Genomic DNA, 20,268 nt, shown 5'->3' with positions numbered 1-20,268 from the left:
CACCCGCGCCATCGGTCTTTCAAACGCCTGAGGAAGCTCAAGAAAGAAGTCACGACCCGGTCCCATGGACGGGGCAAGGCGCGAGAACTCTGCCTTCTGAGAACGTGCTTCGACGGATTCGCCATGACGTACGGTAGACGTTCTGACGAGCACATCCGACGAGGCGTGGTGCGGTCGGTACCAGGGGTAGGCCCTGCCGCGGAACAGGACTGCCGCCTCCTCGGCGGACGCCAGATCATCCCCCACCCCGACAAGGGTTCGCCGAACTCGACTGGCCCCGGCCCAGCGCAGGTATCGCTTGATCCAGCTGGCACGAAGGGCCTCGATCTTACCTTCTTCGTCAATGGTGTTCCGGCTCGAAACCGGGTCATGCCCGCATGGACAAAGCAGGGGAGAGGCATCGGAGCGAAAGCCATGCCATAGGGGTCTGGAGCAATGCTCGCACTCGGATCTGAGGGGTTGCGAGTGCCACGGACACCGGTTGACCCAAGGCATCTGGAACAACATCGAGTGATACCCAGTTTTCATGCACTCAGTGCACCCTGACAGGTACGGACGCCAGTGCATCGCAGAACCGCTGAATACTTGCCAAGCAGTGGGCTGCCACAGTGGGGCGAGGATAGATGCAGCAGGAACTCTTGTCGCAATCGAAGTTCTGGCCTTTGCGGAGAGACAGAGCTGACGACACAAATCCTCGCTGTACCTTGGGCGGATGCCCAACGCAGCATGTCCATCACTGCAATAAAGGCTATTGAATCTCAGCGTCTGAACAACGAATCCGAACGGAGATATGCCAGTGATCCACGCTGGTGGTAGGTGGGCTACGGCTCTGACTTCGCTGCCGCTATCCATTGAAGCCTCCATCTGCTGTGAAAGTCAGCGCTCCCGATTCGCCATCAAAAGCAGCAAGATCTGAGAAGGCGACCGACATTTCAATGTCACTGGATGTGACCTCTTTGAAGCCACTTCTGCAGATCACTCTGGTCGCCAAGTAATACGCAATGAGGCGCATAGCCTTTAGAGGCCACTCGTCTTGACCGGAGTGCCCGGCGGCAGCACGAAAGCTGCAGCCGGCATTCCAGATCTGCTCACTGAAATGCCGCAAGCGAAAGTCCCCGTCGTAGAGCTCTGGCGCGAGGCTCCTGGGCAAGGTAACCCCGGCCCCTGGGCTAACATCTACCTCGTCTTCGAAGCGCTCCAAGAACGTCTCAACGTCTAAAGCGCCTCGGATGCCATGCAGGCGGTGGTAGCGGGTCAAGAAGCGTCCACGGACCTGAGGCGTGACCGTGGTTCTATTGATCTCCTCGCGCCGACTTGAGGTGTGATTGTCCTGAAACAAGAAGATGACAAAGAGTGAGATACCTTTCTTCTCCAGCGCGTTGTCTATCGTGATGAAGTGTTGAAAGGCGGCTTGCTCCAGCAGGTTTGCATCATCGGCAATAAAGAATAGCGATCCGCCGCCCGCCGACCTAAGCATCAGATCAACGGTATTCACGATCCTCTCGATCTTGCGATCAGCAGACTGGTGCGAAATCACCTGTGAACCAAGCTGTGAAATGAACCAGTCTAGGAATGCGGACTCTCCAGGACCAAGCACGCGGAGGTTTGCCTGCCTGGCCACGTACTTATACTCGGTCCATTCGGTATTAGCGCAGATGAATTGCGCGAGGGTACTTTTCCCAAACCGTGTGAGCGAATGAAAGCCGATACCGCGGTAGTCCACCTCAAGTGCAGAGATGATCTTGGTGAGCGCATCTTCCATACCTAGGGTGGGGATGATGGGCTCTCCTTTGTAGTTGAACGTGGTCATTGCTTTGCCCCTTTCCTTCCCAGATTGACCCGGCCGGTGATGGGTACGAACAAGTCCTCTGCAGGCATTCGCTGTTGGGCGATCTCGGCCACAGACAGTGCCACTTCCTGAGCCACCGGAACGGCCTCACATGGCGCATCGAGATCCCGCCAGTGTCGCGTTGCTGCAAGCGCAGCGCCGTGCTCTGAGCTGAAGGTCTTTTTTACATGCTTCCTGTACGCGATAACCGCGTCTTCTGCACCGTTGATCTCGAAGCCATCTGTTTGGCTTCGGCGCTGGATCAAGCGTCTAAGCGCGATGCTATGCGGTGAGCGGCCCCAGGGCCGGAGCGCCCTGAGGACTACGAACAGCTCTCCTGACTCGGTGTATAGATACAAGAACCTTCCATCGTGGATGTCGACTTCTGCCGCGAAAGTCTGGCCTAACAAGTCCCACCTGTTCTTCATGGAGGCAGATCTATACCTAGCGTGTTCATATTGCGCATAGGGCTGACGCCCTTCACGCCGATCTCCCCGAATGGTTACGGTGAAATTGTGCTTGGAAAGTGACCGAGCCCGTTCTTCGTGATCCTTTGTAGCGAACAGCCATCCGCCAGAGGCGGCAAACGACTGTAGTGCCTGCACTGGCGCGCGATTCTGGAGCGTGTTAATCGGCGATATGTTCGAAGCCGAGATCGTGACATCCATGAGATCTTCGAGCGCCGTTGGCTGTAGTGGGAAGTCCTCGAACTTGTAGCCATTCGTTCTGGTCGCTTCTGATAGCTCACCCGCTGGCCGGAATCCACCCGGCAGCTTTCGAATCACCGCTTCTTCTATACGCTTGTTCCAAGCCTCCAGATGGCCACGTGTCTCAGGAACATGGCCATACCCAAAGTGATGGTCGGCAGGGAATCATTACGTACAGGGCCAAAAGCTGCCTAAGCGACTGAATTTCAAGGTTGATTGCTCGTCTCTCGGGCAGGTTCTCCCCATCTATGGGGTCTGTTCAAGCACCTTGGCTGTGTAGCTCAGCGGCGCCACTTCCCTTTCAAGATCCAGGTGGTAATCGCCGAAGCGATTGATGTGGCTGGTCCGATAAGGCGACAGACCGGCCAGGATCTCGGGCGTCAGTTCGATCCCCTCCTTCCGCATCTCAGCCAACGTCCGGCTCATACCCTCCACGTTGTGGAGGATGATCATGTTGGCCACCAGCTGGCTGTACTTGATGATCTTGCGCTGCTCGTGTTGGACGTTCTCAGCGATGATCCCTTGGCTGCCAAAGAAGACCCACTTCACGAAGCCGTTGTATTCCTCGCTCTTGTTGGTCGCGGCATTGATCGTTTTGCGGATCTCGTTGTCATCAATGTAGCGAAGCAAGAACAGCGTTCGGACGGCCTTGCCAAGTTCCCGGAATGCGAAGTACAGCTTGTTCTTCCGGCTGTAGGTGCCCAGCCGGCGCAGGATCGAGGACGCGGTGATCTTGCCCAATCGGATTGAGATCACCACCCGCAGCATGTCGTGAAGATGGGTGGCGATCAGTTGCCAGTCGATGCTGTCCCCGAACAGTGCCTGGATGTTTTTATAGGCCCTGCCCGGTTCGGGCCGGAAGAATGTCAGGTCCTTGATGTTTCGGATTCTGGGCATCAGCTGGATGCCCAGCATGTGGGCCAAGCCGAAGACCGGATAGCTTTGGGCCTGCGTGTCGCCATGGACGATCTCAGGCTGGATGTCGGAAGTGTTGGCCAACAGGCCGTCCAGGATGTAGATGCCCTCGTGCACGCCACAGGGAATGAAGTGGCTGAACAGCGCCACGTATTTGTCGGACACATGGTAGTAGCCGATGCCGCCATAGCCGCCGTACCGGATGTGGTACTCCGACAGCAGGTTGTCTTCGTAGACGCTCCACTTGGTGCCATCTGCTGACGCGCTCTTACCGCTGCCCCAATAGCCAGGCAGGTCAAATTTGTTGTAGGTATTGATGACCTCTACGATGGCCTTCTCAAGCACATCCTCGGTCACGTATTTCAGGTTGAGCCAAGCGACCTGGCGCCGGCTGAAGCCCTTGATCGACCGCGCCGTCTGCGTCGGCCCCAGGTTGCAGCCATAGCAAAATAGCGTGGTGATCACGCGTCGGGGCAGATCTTCGACTTGGCTCTCGGTCCCGGCGATCGGGCGGAAAAAACGGTGCAGGTCCAGCCATTGGCTGGCATCGATCAGGACATCTACGATGCTGGACTCTGGGAGTCGTTCGGCGATGAGGCGATCCACGGTGGTAATCGCGCTGGAGACTTCGGCCCGTTGCCCCTTCCGCAGCACCAGGCGCCCATCCAGGATGTCCGCATGAACGTTCTCCGGGAAACGCGCGTCGACCTCATCGGCCAAAGCCGTCAATTGTGCGCGCAACCCCGCCACGAAAGACTCGGCGTCGGTGGGCAGGCCTGACACCTGGCCATAGGCTTCCAGTTCCTGGGCCAAGGTGGCCTCATCGACCAGCTGCTCGCGGTAATCGTCAAAGCGCTCGCTGCTGGGAATGAAGAGATCGCCGGACTTCAGTTCGTCCTTGACCTGCACCAGCACGGCCAGCTCGAAGTACTTACGGTGCATCCAGCCAGCTCCTGCCGCGCTGGCCCGTTTGCCGAACACGTGCTGACGCCAGAGCTTGGACATCCAGTCGAAGTCCTTTTCCGGGTCCAAACCGAGGAAAGCGACCTCGATCAGCTCACGGCGTTGGTTACGCAGCGAGAGCACGGCTGCGATCAAGGGCTCCATGCCGGCATCGTGGCTGGTCGCCCGCAAGTTCATGAGCTCCAGCCCATTGAACAGCAGCGGCCTGACCGCGCCGTAAGGTTGCAGCATGAAAGGCAGGTAGTTTTTCCCGGCGTAGGCCATATGTTCTTCGCATTCGGCCAGCAAGGTGGACACTTCCGCTTCCAGACTATTGTCGATCGCGTCCACGCGCTGGCTATCGCTGCCGTCGAGCTGGTAGGCCTGCAGGATCTCCTTGAGCTGGCCGATGAGGAAGTCGGCGCGTTTGGCATGTTCGAGCTGATAGGCCAGCAGCTTCTGCTGCGCGGTGTTCTCCAGCCCGCGCACCTGCTTGATGAACAACTCTGCCGCATCGTCTAATGTCTTGGCATGCTGGGCGCGGATGAAGATGGTGGCCAGCGCATAGCGCTTGTCCTCACCCAATTCGGCCAACTCGCTGGCGTCATACGCCCGGGCCATTGCACGGAATTGCTTGAGCTTGGGGACCGGTACATCGATTGGAGGCAGTTGCTCCGCCAACTGCTGCAGCATACGGATGTGCTGCAGATAGAACCGGACCTCTTTGTTGGTCGGCCGGCCAGGCTCGCGCTTGAGCGAATGCCAGCCGGTAAATTTGGATCCTTCCGGTGCGCGCAGTAGCTCATCAATCAGCGTGCGCGTGGCAGGCGTCAGTGCGTGGCTGATACTGCGGTAGTAGCCCAGGTTGACCCGTTCGCGCGCCCCGATAGCGGCCATCTCAAGGGTCCGGAAGCCTGGTAGCTCGTAGCGATGGTGCACCAGCTCTTCGAGCAGGACGTTCACGATGTCCGGGATGGTGTGCTTGGTCTGGGCTGCGGCGGTGGCCACTGTGTCCAGCCAAGACAACCCAGATTTGTCCAACGGGCGTACCCCAATGAACTGCCGAAGCTGCGGCATGTGCCGGCGTTTGCTGCCAGAGCTGTCATAGCGATCGAGCTGGTCAGAGGCCAGCACACGCCCGAGACGGGCGGCCTTGGCGATGTGCTGCCGGATCCGCTCAGGTACCTCCGCCAACAGCGTGAAGTAGCCTAAGCGTTGGAAGAGCTTTAGATGGATCAGTACCGCCAGCTGCGGACCCGGCTGGGTGGTCAGCTGCTTTGGCAAATGCAATCTCAGCGGCGCTCGGGGTGTAGATCTCCTCCAGTTCCTTGGCGGTAGGATCAGGCTTCAGTCGCGGGTAGGCGGTCTCGTGAAGGGTAGCCATTGGATCCGGAGGTTATGAGGGGGGTCAATCCCAGTGGCGGCCGTCGTCTGTACTGAGAGACGCTTCCAGGAAACACTGGTGCGTATCGGCCATGCGGTGCATGTCATCGAGCAACGTGGCCAGGATTTCATCCAGATCCCGGTCGGGATCGGTGGGAACAGTCAACCGGTACTCGCTGCTGGCGGTGTTCAGCCGCACCGCTTGGAACGGGGCCAAGCAGATCTCTTCGATTCTGCCCCGGGCCTTGGCCGCGCCGCGGCCGGCGCGGGCAAACGGGGTCAGCACCATGCGTAGGAGCAGCTGCAGGGCAGATTTGACCTCGGGCGCCGGCAGCGCCATCGCCGGAGCTGGCGCGGTTGGGCTGGGCAGGCTCGCTTCAATGCGATCCCGGGCGAACGGGTCACGCCCGTCCAGGTAACGCATGGCCGACTGAACATCGCGCCAGCCCACGTACTCCATCAACGCCTTCATGTCCCAGCCCTGATCGTTGGCCCAACTAGCAAAGCCGCGGCGCAGCGAATGGCTGCTGTGGAGCCCCGCATCGGCAAAGCCGGCACTGGCCAGCAACTCGCGCAGCAGGCGCACCAAACTGTTGGGATGGAGCCCTTCGGCACTTACGTGGCCCCACTGGTTGATTGCCCGAAACACCGGCCCGTCTTGCACGTTTGCCGCCTGCAGCCACACTTGGGTCGCCTCTACCGGACACAGCCGCGACAACGCCGGCACCTTATGGGTAACGCCGGCCGCTTGGCGATCGCCCTTGCTGCGCGGCAGGAAGCAGGTCATCCCCTGTCCCGGCACCAGCGTGAGATGGGCCACTTCCAGACGCAGCAGTTCATCGCCACGGAAGCCACGCCAGAATCCGAGCAGCACCAACGCGCGATCCCGCTGATGGCGAAGCGCCGCCGCCCCGTCGCCCCGGGCATGGGCCGCAGCAATCGCTGCGGCCAGCCAGTCATCGAGCTCGACCAGCCGCCGGATCTGCAGTGGCGCAGCCTGCTTGACCCGGGTCGGGTGGAGGGTCTGAATCCCTTTAAGTACCTTGCGCACCAGTGGCGAGCGGGTGGGATCCACAAATCCGTGATCCCGATGCCAAAAAGCGATCGCCGCCAGGCGATGCCGCAGCGTGCTGGTGGCCAGGGTCTGCGCGTAGGTGGCCAAGTACCGTGCCACACTGTCTGGGGTGGCCGGAAGGTGTCCTTGCCACTCGACCTCAAAGTGCCGTAACGCCGAAGCGTAGCTGCGCACAGTGTTCTCGCGGGTGGCGGCATCAATGTACTGATCGAGGATAGTCACCTGGCCCAGAACACGCACGTTTCAAAGGTGGCCGGCCAATCGTCCATCATTCGACGCAACTATGCAGATTGTGCTAGGCTCTCCAGCCAGCGGCCGCAAACAACAGCGGACCCAACTCTACTCCCGAGCCAGTGCCCATAGTGATTACGCCGCCCTAAATCCTGTCATCGGATCAAGCCCGCAAGCGGGCTTAGGGTTGTTATTTCGTAAATCACACTGTTGGCCCGACGACCAGTCGGGACTAGGGATATTCTGTTTTGACTACGCTTACTCGACTGCGCCAGGACTGGCTCGGCAATATTCGTGGCGACTTGCTTGCCGGCATAGTTGTTGCGCTCGCTCTAATTCCTGAGGCCATTGCGTTCTCAATTATTGCCGGGCTTGATCCCCAGGTGGGCCTCTACGCCTCATTCTGCATTGCAGTGGTTATCGCCTTTACCGGCGGTCGTCCGGGAATGATCTCGGCAGCTACCGGGGCCATGGCGCTGCTGATGGTTGGCTTGGTGAAGGAGCACGGACTGCAGTATTTGTTGGCAGCGACGCTCCTAACCGGGATGCTGCAGATCTTGGCTGGCACGTTTAGGCTCGGGGCGTTGATGCGTTTCGTCTCGCGCTCGGTCATCACCGGTTTTGTCAATGCGCTGGCGATCCTGATTTTCCTGGCGCAGCTCCCCGAGCTAACCAACGTCCCTTGGACCGTTTATGCGATGGTCGCCGCAGGGTTGGCCATCATCTATCTGTTGCCACGCGTGACCAAGGTCATTCCCTCGCCGCTGGTGGCCATCGTGGTCCTGACGATAGTCGCGCTCCTGCTCAAGCTTGATATCCGCACCGTGGGGGACATGGGCGAACTACCCGACAGCTTGCCGGTGTTCTTGTTGCCTGATGTTCCCTTGAATCTAGAGACACTGAAGATCATTTTCCCGGTTTCCGCCACATTGGCGGTCGTGGGCCTGCTGGAATCGATGATGACTGCAAAGATCGTCGATGATCTGACCGATACGCCGAGCAACAAAAACCGCGAAGCGGTCGGTCAGGGCATAGCCAACATCGCATCCGGCTTTGTTGGCGGCATGGCCGGTTGCGCCATGATTGGCCAGTCTGTCATCAACGTTAAGTCCGGCGGTCGTGGTCGCCTCTCATCACTGGCCGCGGGCGTATTCCTATTGTTGATGGTGGTATTTGCAGGCCCTTGGGTAAAGCTGATTCCCATGGCGGCGCTGGTCGCTGTAATGATCATGGTCTCCATTGGCACTTTCAACTGGGGTTCACTGGCGGCACTTAAGGCAAATCCCAAGACTTCTAGTGTGGTGATGATCGCCACAGTTATCGTGACGGTGTCCACCCATGATCTGGCAAAGGGCGTTTTGATCGGCGTACTGCTCTCGGGGCTGTTCTTTGCTCGCAAGGTAGGCCAGGTGCTTCATATCGGCTCCACTTCTGAAGAAGGTGGGCGTCTGCGGTGCTACACCGTGACCGGGCAGGTTTTCTTTGCCTCGGCTGACCAGTTCATTGCTAGCTTCGATTTCCGCGAGGCTTTGGAGCGCGTTCAAATTGACGTGGGCCGTGCCCACTTCTGGGATCTCAGCGCGGTGGGCGCACTGGACACGGTTGTGGTGAAGTTCAGGCGTGAAGGTACTGAGGTCGAAATCCTAGGAATGAACGAAGCCAGTGCGACGCTGGTGGATCGCTTGGGCGTCCACGACAAGCCCGACGCCGTCGAGCGGCTGATGGGCCACTGAGGAAGCAACCATGACAGACAAGATTGGACACTCCCATATAGATCACAGCGGCAGTGTATTGGCCGCCACCGACGCATCCGCTTACAGCGAGAGCGTGGCGCATTACGCCGCTTGGGCAGCGCACAGACTGGAAGCCCCGCTGGAATACCTTCATGTGCTTGACCGCCATCCGGAAGCGGCCAGTACCGCGGACTTCAGTGGGAACCTCGGAGCGGATGCCCAGCCCAGGTTGCTGGAAGGGCTCGCCTTGCTGGACGAGACCCGCAGCAAGCTGGGCCAAGAACGAGGCCGCCTAGTGCTGCAACAGGCCAAGGGGATTGCGGCCGCTTTCCATGGCATCGAGGCGGAGACGCGGATGCGGCATGGGTCCTTGGTGGACACCCTCATCGAGTTGGAAGGCGATGCACGCCTGTTTGTCCTTGGCAAGCGTGGCGAGCATGCGGATTTCGCCAAGGGACACCTGGGCAGCCAACTGGAACGCGTGGTACGTGCAGTCCATCGCCCATTGCTGGTGGCGTCGCGCAGCTACACGGAAATCGAACGCGTGCTGATCGCGTTCGATGGGAGCGCCACGACCCGCAAGGGCGTGGAAATGGTGGCGGCCAGCCCGTTGTTCAGTGGACTCGATATCCGTGTGCTCACCGTCGGAGCGACCAATGCCACAAACGAAGCCGCATTGCGCTGGGCGCTGGACACGCTGGCCGCGGCCGGATTGTCTGCGGCCGGCGCGGTGCGACCGGGCGAAGCGGAAGAGGTGATCGGCCATTACATCCGTGACGAGCATGTGGATCTGCTGGTCATGGGGGCCTATGGCCACTCGCGTATCCGCCAGCTGATTGTCGGCAGCACCACCACCACGATGCTGCGCACCTGCCGCGTCCCGGTGCTCCTTCTCCGTTGACGCCAACCACCGGCAGTAAGTCAAATGACCGAAGCATCAACCAAGCATAAATCCACTGAAACAATCAATCGAAACCACCTCCATCGAATGATGGACGAACTGCTGGAGATCGCTGATGTTCGACTGGGCGGTGATCGCCCATGGGATATCCGGTTGCTGGTCGATGGCGTCCCGGAGCGCGTATTTGCACAGGGCAATCTCGGCCTTGGGGAAAGTTACATGAACGGCGCATGGGAGTGCGATCGGCTGGACGAACTGTTCGATCGCATCCTGCGTGCGCGGCTCGATCGCCACGTCAAACCGTTGCGGCTCATGTTTCATTCGCTACGGGCCAAGCTGCTGAATCGGCAGACATCGCGACAGGCCTGGGAAGTCGGCGAGGCCCATTACGACCTCGGGAATGATTTCTACACGGCAATGCTGGACCCGCGCATGACCTACACCTGCGGCTACTGGGCCGATGCGAAGAACCTGGCGGAGGCGCAGGAAGCCAAGCTCGACATGATCTGCCACAAGTTGCGCCTGGAGCCCGGCATGCGGGTGCTCGACATCGGTTGTGGCTGGGGCAGCTTCATGGCGTACGCCGCCGAGCACTACGGCGTTGAGTGCGTGGGGGTGACGGTTTCGAAGGAGCAGACCGCATGGGCGACGGAGCGTTATGCCGACCTGCCACTGGAGTTCCGGCTGCAGGACTACCGCTCCATCAACGAGCGCTTCGATCGCATCGCCAGCGTCGGCATGTTCGAGCATGTGGGTCGCAAGAACCATCGCAGCTACATGGAAGTAGCTCATCGCTGCCTGGCCGATGACGGCCTGTTCCTGCTTCACACCATCGGCAAGAACCGGCGCAAGTCCACTACCGACCCGTGGATCGATCGCTACATTTTCCCGAACGGCGAGTTGCCGTCGATTGGCCAGATCGGTGATGCTTGCGACGAGCTCTTCGTCGTCGAGGATCTGCACAACTTCGGCGCCGACTACGACAACACATTGATGGCGTGGCATGCCAACTTCGAGCAGGCATGGCCTCATTTCGAGGACGAACTGGGGCAACGGTTCCATCGGATGTGGCGCTACTACCTGTTGTCCTGCGCCGGTGCATTCCGCGCCCGCGACCTGCAACTGTGGCAGTGGGTGCTGTCCAAGGATGGGGTTCGTGGCGGCTATCAGCGCCCAGAAGGCCCGAGGTAATCCCCCGTCGTTTGACGGGGGACTTGACATGCTATGATTTAGTGAAATTCACGATACAACACCCCTCCGCCTGTCTCGTCGATCTTGAGGATGGCCTCAAGCTCTACTAGGTGATGTGGTTTCCGCACAATGGGGTGCGGTTCAGAGGGTCAAGACGAGGCTCTCTCATGACCACTCCAATCTAACGCTCACTTCTTGGCCGCGGGCGCAATGCCCGCTTCCGGATGCCGCTCCCGGCATACCGCCTACCAAGATGAGGAGTCACCATGTCCGTACACGTTCAAAGTCTGGACGAATTCTTCAGCATGCTCGTAGAGGAGCAGCGGGACATTCGCATCACCCTCGCCGGTTTGGAAGACGCGGGCCAACCCGTCGCCCTCGATCAGACCACGCAAGGCCGCGTCAGCAGGATCGACGCCATCTCCCAGCAGCACATGGCCAAGGCGGGCAGCAGTCGCCTGATGATCCAGTTGGATCGGATCAAGGCGGCGCTGGATCGCTACGAATCGGGGCGCTACGGCATTTGCTGCCGATGTGAACTCGAAATCGGGCATGGCCGTTTGATGGCCGATCCCGCCGCGCCTTTTTGCCTGGAGTGCACCGAGGAACTGGCCGAGGCGAAACAGCACAACATGCGCCGAAACGCCGGTCGCTGAGTCCGCGCGGCACCCATTGGGCCGCCTCTGCGGTGGTCGGCATATCCTTGTTGATGAAAGGAAAACATAATGAATCTGATGACGAATGCACCGGCTAAATTACCGGTCGTGAAGCGCTGCGCCTTCGGGGCGCATGAACTCACCCTCGAAACCGGCGAGATCGCCAAGCAGGCGTCCGGCGCGGTCATAGTCCGCATGGGCGATACGGTGGTGCTGGTAACCGCGGTCGGCAGCAAGCGCGCGAAAGATGGACTCGACTTCTTCCCGCTCACCGTCGAGTACCGGGAGCGCTTCTACGCAGGCGGTCGTATCCCCGGTGGTTTCTTCAAGCGCGAGGGTCGCCCGACCGAAAAGGAAATCCTGACCTCGCGCCTGATCGACCGGCCGGTAAGACCACTGTTTCCCGATCAGTTCCGCCACGAGGTCCAGGTCATTGCGACCGTGCTGTCCGTCGATCCGTTGATCGATCCCGATATTCCAGCCATGGTCGGCGCCTCCGCCGCGCTGCGCTTGTCGGGGTTGCCGTTCAAGGGGCCGATTGGAGCGGTCCGCATCGGCCGCCACGGCGACAGTTTTCTGGTCAACCCGACCACCGAAGAGCTCAAGGCCTCCGACCTCAATCTGGTCGTCGCCGGCACCCGGCACGGCGTGTTGATGGTCGAGTCCGAAGCCAACGTGCTCTCGGAGGAGATCATGCTGGCGGCGGTGTCGCTTGGCCACCACGCCATGCAGCCCGTGATCGAAGCGATCGAGGAACTCGCCCAAGAAGCGAAGGTGACCAAGTGGGAGTGGAGCCATCCACCACGCGACCTGGCCCTGGCCGATACGGTGCGCACACAGATTGGAAACAACCTCAACAGCGCCTTGCTGATCACCGACCGGATCGCACGCAAGAAACGAGTGCAGGCGATCAGAAATGAAGTGTTGATTGCGCTAGCTGCACCGACGACCTCGGCAACGGGTTGGGAGGTCGCCCAAGTCCGCGCGGAGCTGGACGACCTCGAGTACACCGCTGTGCGCCGCATGGTGCTGCAGGATCGGCGTCGGCTGGACGGTCGCGGTCTCGAAGACGTACGTCCGATCTCGATCCAACTCGGCGTGCTGCCGCGCACTCATGGCTCGGCGGTGTTCACACGCGGCGAAACCCAAGCCATCGTGACCACCACGCTCGGCACTACGCGTGACGGCCAGGTCATCGATGCCGTCACCGGCGAGTACAAGGAACACTTCCTTTTCCACTACAACTTCCCGCCTTACTGCGTCGGCGAGACGGGTCCGATGATCGGCCCAAAGCGACGCGAAATCGGCCACGGCCGTCTGGCCAAGCGTGGCGTCGCCGCGATCATGCCGTCGATGGAAGCATTCCCTTACACCATTCGAATAGTGTCGGAGATCACCGAGTCCAATGGTTCTTCCTCGATGGCTTCAGTGTGCGGCAGCTCGCTGGCCCTGATGGCTGCGGGCGTTCCGGTCAAGGGGCCTGTGACAGGCATCGCCATGGGCCTGGTCAAGGAAGGCGATCGGTTCGCGGTGCTGTCCGACATCCTGGGTGACGAGGACCACCTGGGCGATATGGATTTCAAGGTCGCCGGCACTATCGACGGTATCTCGGCCCTGCAGATGGACATCAAGATCGACGGCGTGACCGCCGAGATCATGGAGGTGGCATTGGCGCAGGCGCGAGAAGGGCGACTGCACATCCTTCGGGAGATGGCCAAGGCCATCCAGGCCCCGCGCGAGCAGATGTCGGAGTTCGCACCGCGCCTGCTGACGATCAAGATCCATCCGGACAAGATCCGCGAGGTGATCGGCAAGGGCGGGGCCACCATCCAGGCGCTCACCAAGGAAACTGGCACGCAGATCGATATCCGGGACGACGGCACGATCGTGATCGCTTCGACCAGCGGCGGAGCCGCCGACACGGCGCGCAGGCGTATCGAACAGATCACGGCCGAAATCGAACCGGGTCGGGTCTACGAAGGTAAGGTGGCAAAGGTGCTTGACTTCGGCGCGTTCGTCACCATCGCGCCGGGCAAGGTCGGACTGGTGCACGTCTCGCAGATTTCTGACGAGCGAGTGGAAAACCCGAATTCCGTTCTGTCGGAAGGGGATGTGGTGAAGGTCAAGGTCCTGGAAGTGGACATGCAGGGTCGGGTTCGGCTTTCGATGAAGGCGGTGGACGGAACGAAAGTGTTGCTGCCGGAGTCGGCGTATGCCGGGGGTTCTGGCGGCTCCCCTCCGGCATGCGTTTTTATTGCGGAGGAACGGTCATGACGCACAGAGAGATCCTTTTCGATAATGATGCGCGGCTGCGCCTGCTGCGCGGCGTCAACATTCTCGCCAATGCCGTCAAGGCCACCCTGGGCCCGAAGGGCCGCAACGTCGTGCTCGAAAAGAGCTTCGGCGCCCCGACCATCACCAAGGACGGCGTGTCTGTCGCCAAGGAAATCGAACTGGCTGACAAGTTCGAGAACATGGGCGCGCAGATGGTGAAGGAAGTTGCTTCCCGCACCAACGATGACGCCGGCGACGGCACCACCACCGCCACCGTGCTGGCCCAGGCCCTGATCCGCGAAGGCGCCAAGGCCGTTGCTGCCGGCATGAACCCGATGGACCTCAAGCGCGGTATCGACAAGGCCGTGATCGCCGCCGTCGCCGAGCTGAAGAACATCTCCAAGCCGACCACCGACGACAAGGCGATCGCCCAGGTCGGTACGATCTCGGCCAACTCCGACGAATCGATCGGCAACATCATCGCCGAAGCGATGCGCCGCGTGACCAAGGAAGGCGTGATCACCGTTGAAGAAGGCTCGGGCCTGGAAAACGAGCTGGACGTCGTCGAAGGCATGCAGTTCGACCGCGGCTACCTGTCCCCGTACTTCATCAACAACCAGCAGTCGCAGACCGCTGACCTGGACGATCCGTACGTGCTGCTGCACGACAAGAAGATCTCCAACGTGCGCGACCTGCTGCCCGTGCTGGAAGGCGTGGCCAAGTCCGGCAAGCCGCTGCTGATCATCGCCGAAGACATCGAAGGCGAAGCGCTGGCGACTCTGGTGGTCAACACCATCCGTGGCATCGTCAAGGTCGTGGCCGTCAAGGCACCGGGCTTCGGCGACCGTCGCAAGGCGATGCTGGAAGACATGGCCGTGCTGACCGGCGGCACCGTGATCTCCGAGGAAATCGGTCTGTCGCTCGAAAAGGCGACGATCAAGGACCTGGGCCGCGCCAAGAAGGTGCAGGTCTCCAAGGAAAACACCACGATCATCGATGGCGCCGGCGAGAAGGCCAACATCGAATCGCGTGTCACCCAGATCAAGACCCAGATCGAAGACACCTCGTCGGATTACGACCGCGAGAAGCTGCAGGAGCGCGTTGCCAAGCTGGCCGGCGGCGTGGCGGTGATCAAGGTCGGTGCGTCGACCGAGATCGAGATGAAGGCAAAGAAGGCCCGCGTCGAAGACGCCCTGCACGCCACGCGTGCGGCGGTGGAAGAAGGCATCGTCCCGGGCGGCGGCGTCGCGCTGCTGCGCGCCAAGGCCGCGATTGCAGGCCTGAAGGGCGCCAACGAAGACCAGAACCACGGCATCCAGATCGCCCTGCGCGCGATGGAAGCACCGCTGCGCGAGATCGTCGCCAACGCCGGTGAAGAGCCATCGGTCGTGGTCAACAAAGTCAAGGAAGGCAGCGGCAATTTCGGCTACAACGCCCAGACCGGCGAATACGGCGACATGGTCGCGTTCGGCATCCTCGATCCGACCAAGGTCACCCGCTTGGCCTTGGAGAATGCGGCCGCTGCTGCCCGCATGTTCCTCAGCAGCGGCGTCGCGATTGCCGAAGCAGAACCGCCGGGCGCGGTGCAATCGGAAGACGGCTGATGTCCCGCCTCAACACGATCCTGCGCCTACCGGTCATCCATCGGGCTGATGCGACCGAGCTCGGCCCGTATTGCCTGGAACAGGTGCATCTCGAATTCGCGAACGGGGAGCGACGGCTCTACGAGCGGCTCCACACCCGCTCACCTGGAAGCGTCATCATCGCCGCGATGCCCGATCCGCACACGGTACTTTTGATTCGCGAGTACGCGGTGGGCACCCATCGATACGAACTTGGCCTGCCCAAGGGACGTATGGACCCCGGCGAGTCGATTCTCGAGGCCGCCAATCGCGAGCTGAAGGAAGAGGTCGGAATGGGCGCCAAGGTTATGCGCTATCTGCGGCCACTGACCTTGGCCCCCACCTACATGAGCAACGCCATCCATCTGGTACTGGCGGAGGACCTGTACCCGGAGCGCTTGCCGGGGGACGAACCCGAAGAGCTCGAGGTGGTCCCTTGGCAGCTCGATCGCCTCCACGAATTGGCCCTGCGCGAGGACTGCTCTGAAGCGTGCTCGATCGCGTCGCTGTTCATCGTGCGCGAGGTGATGCGGGAGCGTGGGGGTTAGACGTCCGGCATCAATGCCTATCGAGCACGCGGTCGACGTCCGCGCCGATCAATTGCCGATTCGACCGGAGGTGAGGGGTTCATGAACGTGATGGTTTCCCCTGCGCTGCACGCGACCCACGGCTTGGGAGTGTCGCAGTGCTCGCAGTACATCGTCCGCGCCGATGGCTTGAGGTAGATCGTGACGGTCCGGCTGTCATCCTCAGGCCACGCCACGCGCTCTACCCGATAGCCTTCCCGGCCATCCAGCTTTTCGATCGTCTTCCGGTCCAGCATGGCTGCATCCTCGAATCTAGGAAATCAGGCCTCAAGGGCACCGTTGGTCAGCCGAGGCTCCACGGTAATCCGCAAAGAACCATTTTTACACGGACAACCCCTAGTCCGCGCGACCCACGGCTTGGGAGTGCTCGCGTGTGGCTGTGAAGCAAATCTTCGGTGCACGTTCCTGCGCCATCTGCAGGTTGACGCGACTGGGTGCCAGGTAGACCAGGGCTCCGGAAGCATCGAGCGCAAGATGGGTTGCCGCCTTCTCACGGAACTCTTCGAGATCGGAATCGCTCTCAGCCTGGATCCAGCGCGCAGTGTGGATCTGGACCGGTTCGAAACTCGCTTCCACGCCGTACTCGTCCTTTAACCGATAGGCCACCACCTCGAACTGCAGGGTTCCGATTGCCCCGAGGATCAGGTCGTTGGACAACAGTGGCCGGAAAAACTGCGTGGCTCCCTCTTCAGACAACTGGGTCAGACCCTTTTGCAAATGCTTGAGACGCAACGGGTCCCGCAGGCGGATGCGCCGGAACAGCTCGGGGGCAAAGCTCGGTATGCCGGTGAACTGCAACGGATCGCCGACGGTGAACGTGTCGGCGATGGCGATCGTGCCGTGGTTATGAATGCCAATGACGTCGCCCGGGTAGGCGTGCTCGGCCAACTCACGCTCGGACGCCATGAACGTCAAGGCATCGCCAAGCCGCATCTCCTTGCCCGTGCGGACATGGAGTGCCTTGATGCCGTGCTGATAGCTGCCGGAGCACACGCGCAGGAAGGCGACGCGGTCGCGATGCAATGGATCCATATTGGCCTGGATCTTGAACACGAAGCCACTGAAAGCCGGCTCCTCTGGCGAAACCTTCCTCAGGGATGCGTCGCGTGGCTTGGGTGCCGGCGCATGCGTGACGAAGAAGTCGAGCAGCAACTGGACACCAAAGTTGTTCACCGCCGAGCCGAAGAATACCGGAGTCTGCAGACCTGCCAAATACAGTTCGCGATCGAAGGGATGAGACGCGCCCTGAACCAGGGCCAGCTCCTCCCGGACCTCATCGAGGAGCTGCGCTCCGACGCGCTTGACCAGTGCAGGATCCTCTATGGATGGGAAGATCGTCGAATCCTGTCGCGTGAAGTTCTTGCCAGTTTCGAACAGGTGGACCTCGCCGGTCATCAGATGGATCACGCCCTTGAGCCTCGATCCCATGCCGATCGGCCAGGTGATCGGTGCGCAGGGGATGTCGAGGACGCGCTCGACCTCGTCCAGCAGTTCGACCGGCGACTTGCCTTCGCGGTCGAGCTTGTTGATGAAGGTCATGATCGGCGTGTCCCGCAGCCGACAGACCTCCATCAGCTTGATCGTGCGCTCTTCCACGCCCTTGGCGCAGTCGATGACCATCAGCGCCGAATCGACCGCGGTCAGCACACGGTAGGTGTCCTCGGAGAAGTCGGCATGCCCCGGCGTATCGAGCAGGTTGACGATGCGGCCATCGTAGGGGAACTGCATCACCGACGAGGTGACCGAAATGCCGCGTTCCTTCTCCAGCGTCATCCAGTCGGACGTGGCGTGCTTGGCTGACTTCCGGGACTTGACGCTACCGGCCTGGCGAATGGCGCCGCCAAACAACAGAAACTTCTCGGTCAGGGTGGTTTTCCCGGCATCCGGGTGCGAAATGATGGCAAACGTGCGGCGGCGCGCGGCCTCCGCGGTATGGGTCGGCATAAGACTCCCTCAAGCGCTGTGCGCTGTAACCACGTCTTGACGATCTAGGCCCAGGCTGGGTCTAGGGCGGCATTGGCGTGGTCGTGGGAGAAGAATGGGCCATTCGCGCTCAATTTTAACCCAGCACGAGGCCCCTCTGGATGGCCTGGTCGATAGAGGTGCCATAGGCGTCTGCAGGGGCGTCTCCTCTCGGACCGTTTCGTACGTGCCACCGGTGAAATCTGGAGCAAAAAGACGATCAGGCGGGATAATTCAATATTATCCCGTATAACTATTTTCGCCGACGAGCGGTCGACTACCTGCTTTAATAGTATGTAATTACATGGTATGTAATACATTACGAAATAAAGTGAGGTGGCACGATGGCGCGCGCAGGACTCTATAAGAGTGACGTCCAGAAGGCGCGCGACGCGCTGCTGGCCCAACGCAAGAAGCCGTCAGTCGACGCGGTGCGAGTGGCCTTGGGCAACACGGGCTCCAAGACCACGATCCACCGCTACTTGCGTGAACTGGAAGGAGAGGAAGGCGGCGGTCCGGCGAGGACGGTAGCCGTTAGTGATGCTTTGCAGGACTTGGTTGCGCGCTTGGCCTCGCGGCTCCAGGAGGAAGCAGAGGCCATCCTCACCCAGGAGCGTGAGCGCCATCAGGCTGAGCTCCACAGTCGGCAACAGGCGCTTTCCGGTGCCCAAGAGGAGGCTGCCGCCTTGAGCAGTCGGCTGCAGCGCACCGAAGCAAGCCTGCACCAAGAGCAAGCTGCTCACGCCCTCCTTCAACAGAATCTAGGTGACAGGATCGCGGAAATCGCCCAGTTGAACGAGCGCATCGCTGGCATGACGGTGCGGCTGGCTGATCATGAGGCGCATACGCGTTCTCTGGAGGACAAGCATGCCCATGCCCGGGAAGCGCTTGAGCACTACCGCACTTCAACCAAAGAGCAGCGTGAGCAAGAGCTTCGCCGTCACGAGCATCAGGTCCAAGAGCTGCAAGTAGCCTTACGTCAGGCCAATGAAGCCTTGGGCGCGAAGAATCAGGAGCTGTTGGTGCTGAACCGCGACAATGGTCAATGGCTGGAGCGCCACGGGCGGATTGAGCGTGAGCTTGCCCAGCTACGACAGGCCCACGAAGGCCAACACAGCGAGGTCGTGGCGTTGCGCCAGACCGCGACGGACTATTTGGCACTGCAGGAGCGCTGGAAGACTGACGCCAAGACCTTGGATACCATGCGCAACGAGCTAGCTCAAGTTCAAGACACCCTTGCGCGGGAGCGTGAGCGCCGCGAGAGCGCTGAAGCCGATGCGTTGCGTGCCAATGCACGTCTTGAAGCGCTAGAGCCTCTACTGAATCAACTGACGCCAGCACAAAATGCGGTGAAGAAAACTCGGCGCGGCCATGCGCAAGATGGGGGAGCCGACTGACGAGGCTGCTCGTTTGTCTGCTAGCGGCTGGGGTGGCGCTCACCTGTCCAGTACGCCCATTCCATAGGGACGACCCAATCTACAAACAGTTTGGCTACTGAGGACTCCGGTGCCAAATGATAGGGCTTGAACATGCCTTGCTCGGGCGAACTGGTCATCAGGTAGCGCAGGCGCTTCTGGACCTCCTGAAAGATGGCTTCCCGCACATGGGCGCTGTCGTGCACGCCAAGACGCATCGCCACCGAGGCACCTTGGCGTACCGCCGCCCAGCAGCAGTAACGCCACCGCGCGATCGGCAAGCCCCGCGGTCCGGATTGAAAGACGAACCCCACATCACGTGCCCAGCCTGGGTCGAAGTGATGTTTGAGCAATTGCTGCTCCAGAAACTGCTCGGTCTCCCAGAGTGCAAGTTCATCCCACAGCTCCAGTTTCGCGTCCGCCAAGTCTACATCGTGTGCCATATCGCCGAGTTGGTCTTCCAGCACCGGGAGCAGGTGCCTGCGCTCGTGGGTAGACCAGGCGAAAGCCCATTGCAGATCTTCGATGGGCGTGACCTCGGCATCGGGGCGGATCTGCCATCGATCCGCTGGCCAGGGAACTTGGATCAAGGCCAAGTCTCGCAGCGTGTCCAGCACCAGCAAGGTGGAGCGGCGTGTGGGCGCCACCGGTAGGCGTCGTAGCTGCGCGGCTAACAGTGCGGCTAGGAAAAGGGTGCCACGAAGGCCCAACTCCTCGATGCTGGCGACCCCAGATGGCGTCATTGACGAGGTTCCGGGCATGCGGTTTCCGGGGATGAGGGAGCGGCGTGGCTCCTGGGGGGGGGGGGGGGGGGCGGCGCTACCGGTGTCGCCGGTTGCCTCAAAG

At 60.7% G+C, this 20,268-nt stretch carries 13 protein-coding genes and 2 pseudogenes; 8 read left to right on the top strand and 7 right to left on the bottom strand.

What is annotated here, in order from left to right; genetic code table 11:
* Nucleotides 1–844: 844 nt before the first annotated feature.
* The 4 genes and pseudogenes from ACZLIB_RS11805 to ACZLIB_RS11790 form a co-directional block, all read right to left on the bottom strand.
* Nucleotides 845–1,810, bottom strand: coding sequence for a hypothetical protein (locus ACZLIB_RS11805; RefSeq protein ID WP_133934681.1), 966 nt, complete (start codon nucleotides 1,808–1,810; stop codon nucleotides 845–847).
* Nucleotides 1,807–2,496: a hypothetical protein gene (locus tag ACZLIB_RS11800; protein WP_478467641.1), complete on the bottom strand. Its 690-nt coding sequence runs from the start codon at nucleotides 2,494–2,496 to the stop codon at nucleotides 1,807–1,809. Before ACZLIB_RS11800 ends, ACZLIB_RS11805 begins: the two co-directional genes overlap by 4 nt.
* 285 nt (nucleotides 2,497–2,781) lie before the next feature.
* Nucleotides 2,782–5,776 (bottom strand): annotated as a pseudogene (locus ACZLIB_RS11795) (Tn3 family transposase).
* Nucleotides 5,777–5,800: 24 nt separating this feature from the next.
* On the bottom strand, nucleotides 5,801–7,072 hold the full coding sequence (locus ACZLIB_RS11790) for a site-specific integrase (RefSeq protein WP_032967196.1): 1,272 nt from the start codon (nucleotides 7,070–7,072) through the stop codon (nucleotides 5,801–5,803).
* 257 nt (nucleotides 7,073–7,329) lie between these two features.
* On the opposite strand from ACZLIB_RS11790, the gene ACZLIB_RS11785 reads away from it, so the two are divergent.
* From ACZLIB_RS11785 to nudE, 7 genes are all read left to right on the top strand, one after another.
* Complete coding sequence (locus ACZLIB_RS11785; protein WP_086016262.1) at nucleotides 7,330–8,814, top strand: SulP family inorganic anion transporter; 1,485 nt, start codon at nucleotides 7,330–7,332, stop codon at nucleotides 8,812–8,814.
* Nucleotides 8,815–8,824: 10 nt separating this feature from the next.
* Nucleotides 8,825–9,715, top strand: coding sequence for a universal stress protein (locus tag ACZLIB_RS11780; RefSeq protein WP_046272807.1), 891 nt, complete (start codon nucleotides 8,825–8,827; stop codon nucleotides 9,713–9,715).
* Nucleotides 9,716–9,739: 24 nt separating this feature from the next.
* Nucleotides 9,740–10,906, top strand: a complete 1,167-nt coding sequence (gene cfa, locus ACZLIB_RS11775) for a cyclopropane fatty acyl phospholipid synthase (RefSeq protein ID WP_005413430.1) — start codon at nucleotides 9,740–9,742, stop codon at nucleotides 10,904–10,906.
* A 266-nt stretch (nucleotides 10,907–11,172) separates the two neighbouring features.
* Nucleotides 11,173–11,562 (top strand): TraR/DksA family transcriptional regulator, encoded by a 390-nt coding sequence (locus tag ACZLIB_RS11770; protein ID WP_046272806.1) that lies wholly within the window; start codon nucleotides 11,173–11,175, stop codon nucleotides 11,560–11,562.
* A 69-nt stretch (nucleotides 11,563–11,631) separates the two neighbouring features.
* On the top strand, nucleotides 11,632–13,836 hold the full coding sequence (pnp, locus tag ACZLIB_RS11765) for a polyribonucleotide nucleotidyltransferase (RefSeq protein WP_005413428.1): 2,205 nt from the start codon (nucleotides 11,632–11,634) through the stop codon (nucleotides 13,834–13,836).
* Nucleotides 13,833–15,440 (top strand): chaperonin GroEL, encoded by a 1,608-nt coding sequence (groL, locus tag ACZLIB_RS11760; protein WP_005413427.1) that lies wholly within the window; start codon nucleotides 13,833–13,835, stop codon nucleotides 15,438–15,440. Before pnp ends, groL begins: the two co-directional genes overlap by 4 nt.
* Nucleotides 15,440–16,006 (top strand): ADP compounds hydrolase NudE, encoded by a 567-nt coding sequence (gene nudE / locus ACZLIB_RS11755; RefSeq protein WP_032966771.1) that lies wholly within the window; start codon nucleotides 15,440–15,442, stop codon nucleotides 16,004–16,006. The genes groL and nudE overlap by 1 nt, the downstream gene beginning before the upstream one ends.
* A gap of 134 nt (nucleotides 16,007–16,140) precedes the next feature.
* On the opposite strand, the pseudogene ACZLIB_RS11750 reads toward nudE, so the two are convergent.
* Together ACZLIB_RS11750 and ACZLIB_RS11745 are read right to left on the bottom strand one after the other, a co-directional pair.
* Nucleotides 16,141–16,281 (bottom strand): annotated as a pseudogene (locus tag ACZLIB_RS11750) (ISL3 family transposase); the annotation flags it as partial.
* Between the two features lie 100 nt (nucleotides 16,282–16,381).
* On the bottom strand, nucleotides 16,382–17,989 hold the full coding sequence (locus tag ACZLIB_RS11745) for a peptide chain release factor 3 (protein WP_005413425.1): 1,608 nt from the start codon (nucleotides 17,987–17,989) through the stop codon (nucleotides 16,382–16,384).
* Nucleotides 17,990–18,351: 362 nt separating this feature from the next.
* On the opposite strand from ACZLIB_RS11745, the gene ACZLIB_RS11740 reads away from it, so the two are divergent.
* The gene (locus ACZLIB_RS11740; RefSeq protein WP_021201903.1) at nucleotides 18,352–19,404 is read left to right on the top strand and encodes a DNA-binding protein; all 1,053 of its coding nucleotides are present in this window, start codon (nucleotides 18,352–18,354) and stop codon (nucleotides 19,402–19,404) included.
* Nucleotides 19,405–19,424: 20 nt separating this feature from the next.
* Here ACZLIB_RS11740 and ACZLIB_RS11735 read toward each other — a convergent pair whose 3' ends face one another.
* Nucleotides 19,425–20,183 (bottom strand): hypothetical protein, encoded by a 759-nt coding sequence (locus tag ACZLIB_RS11735; RefSeq protein WP_223224790.1) that lies wholly within the window; start codon nucleotides 20,181–20,183, stop codon nucleotides 19,425–19,427.
* Between the last annotated feature and the right edge of the window lie 85 nt (nucleotides 20,184–20,268).

The organism is Stenotrophomonas sp. 220_Sma, assembly GCF_056487375.1.
This window is presented reverse-complemented; position numbering and strand designations above follow the sequence as displayed.

Excerpts from the sequence above, each read along its gene's own strand:
- ACZLIB_RS11740 (WP_021201903.1), top strand. The coding sequence starts at position 18,352 with ATGGCGCGCGCAGGACTCTATAAGAGTGACGTCCAGAAGGCGCGCGAC.
- pnp (WP_005413428.1), top strand. The coding sequence starts at position 11,632 with ATGAATCTGATGACGAATGCACCGGCTAAATTACCGGTCGTGAAGCGC.
- cfa (WP_005413430.1), top strand. The coding sequence starts at position 9,740 with ATGACCGAAGCATCAACCAAGCATAAATCCACTGAAACAATCAATCGA.
- ACZLIB_RS11770 (WP_046272806.1), top strand. The coding sequence starts at position 11,173 with ATGTCCGTACACGTTCAAAGTCTGGACGAATTCTTCAGCATGCTCGTA.
- ACZLIB_RS11745 (WP_005413425.1), bottom strand. The coding sequence starts at position 17,989 with ATGCCGACCCATACCGCGGAGGCCGCGCGCCGCCGCACGTTTGCCATC.
- nudE (WP_032966771.1), top strand. The coding sequence starts at position 15,440 with ATGTCCCGCCTCAACACGATCCTGCGCCTACCGGTCATCCATCGGGCT.
- ACZLIB_RS11800 (WP_478467641.1), bottom strand. The coding sequence starts at position 2,496 with ATGGATGTCACGATCTCGGCTTCGAACATATCGCCGATTAACACGCTC.
- ACZLIB_RS11805 (WP_133934681.1), bottom strand. The coding sequence starts at position 1,810 with ATGACCACGTTCAACTACAAAGGAGAGCCCATCATCCCCACCCTAGGT.
- ACZLIB_RS11735 (WP_223224790.1), bottom strand. The coding sequence starts at position 20,183 with ATGCCCGGAACCTCGTCAATGACGCCATCTGGGGTCGCCAGCATCGAG.
- groL (WP_005413427.1), top strand. The coding sequence starts at position 13,833 with ATGACGCACAGAGAGATCCTTTTCGATAATGATGCGCGGCTGCGCCTG.
- ACZLIB_RS11780 (WP_046272807.1), top strand. The coding sequence starts at position 8,825 with ATGACAGACAAGATTGGACACTCCCATATAGATCACAGCGGCAGTGTA.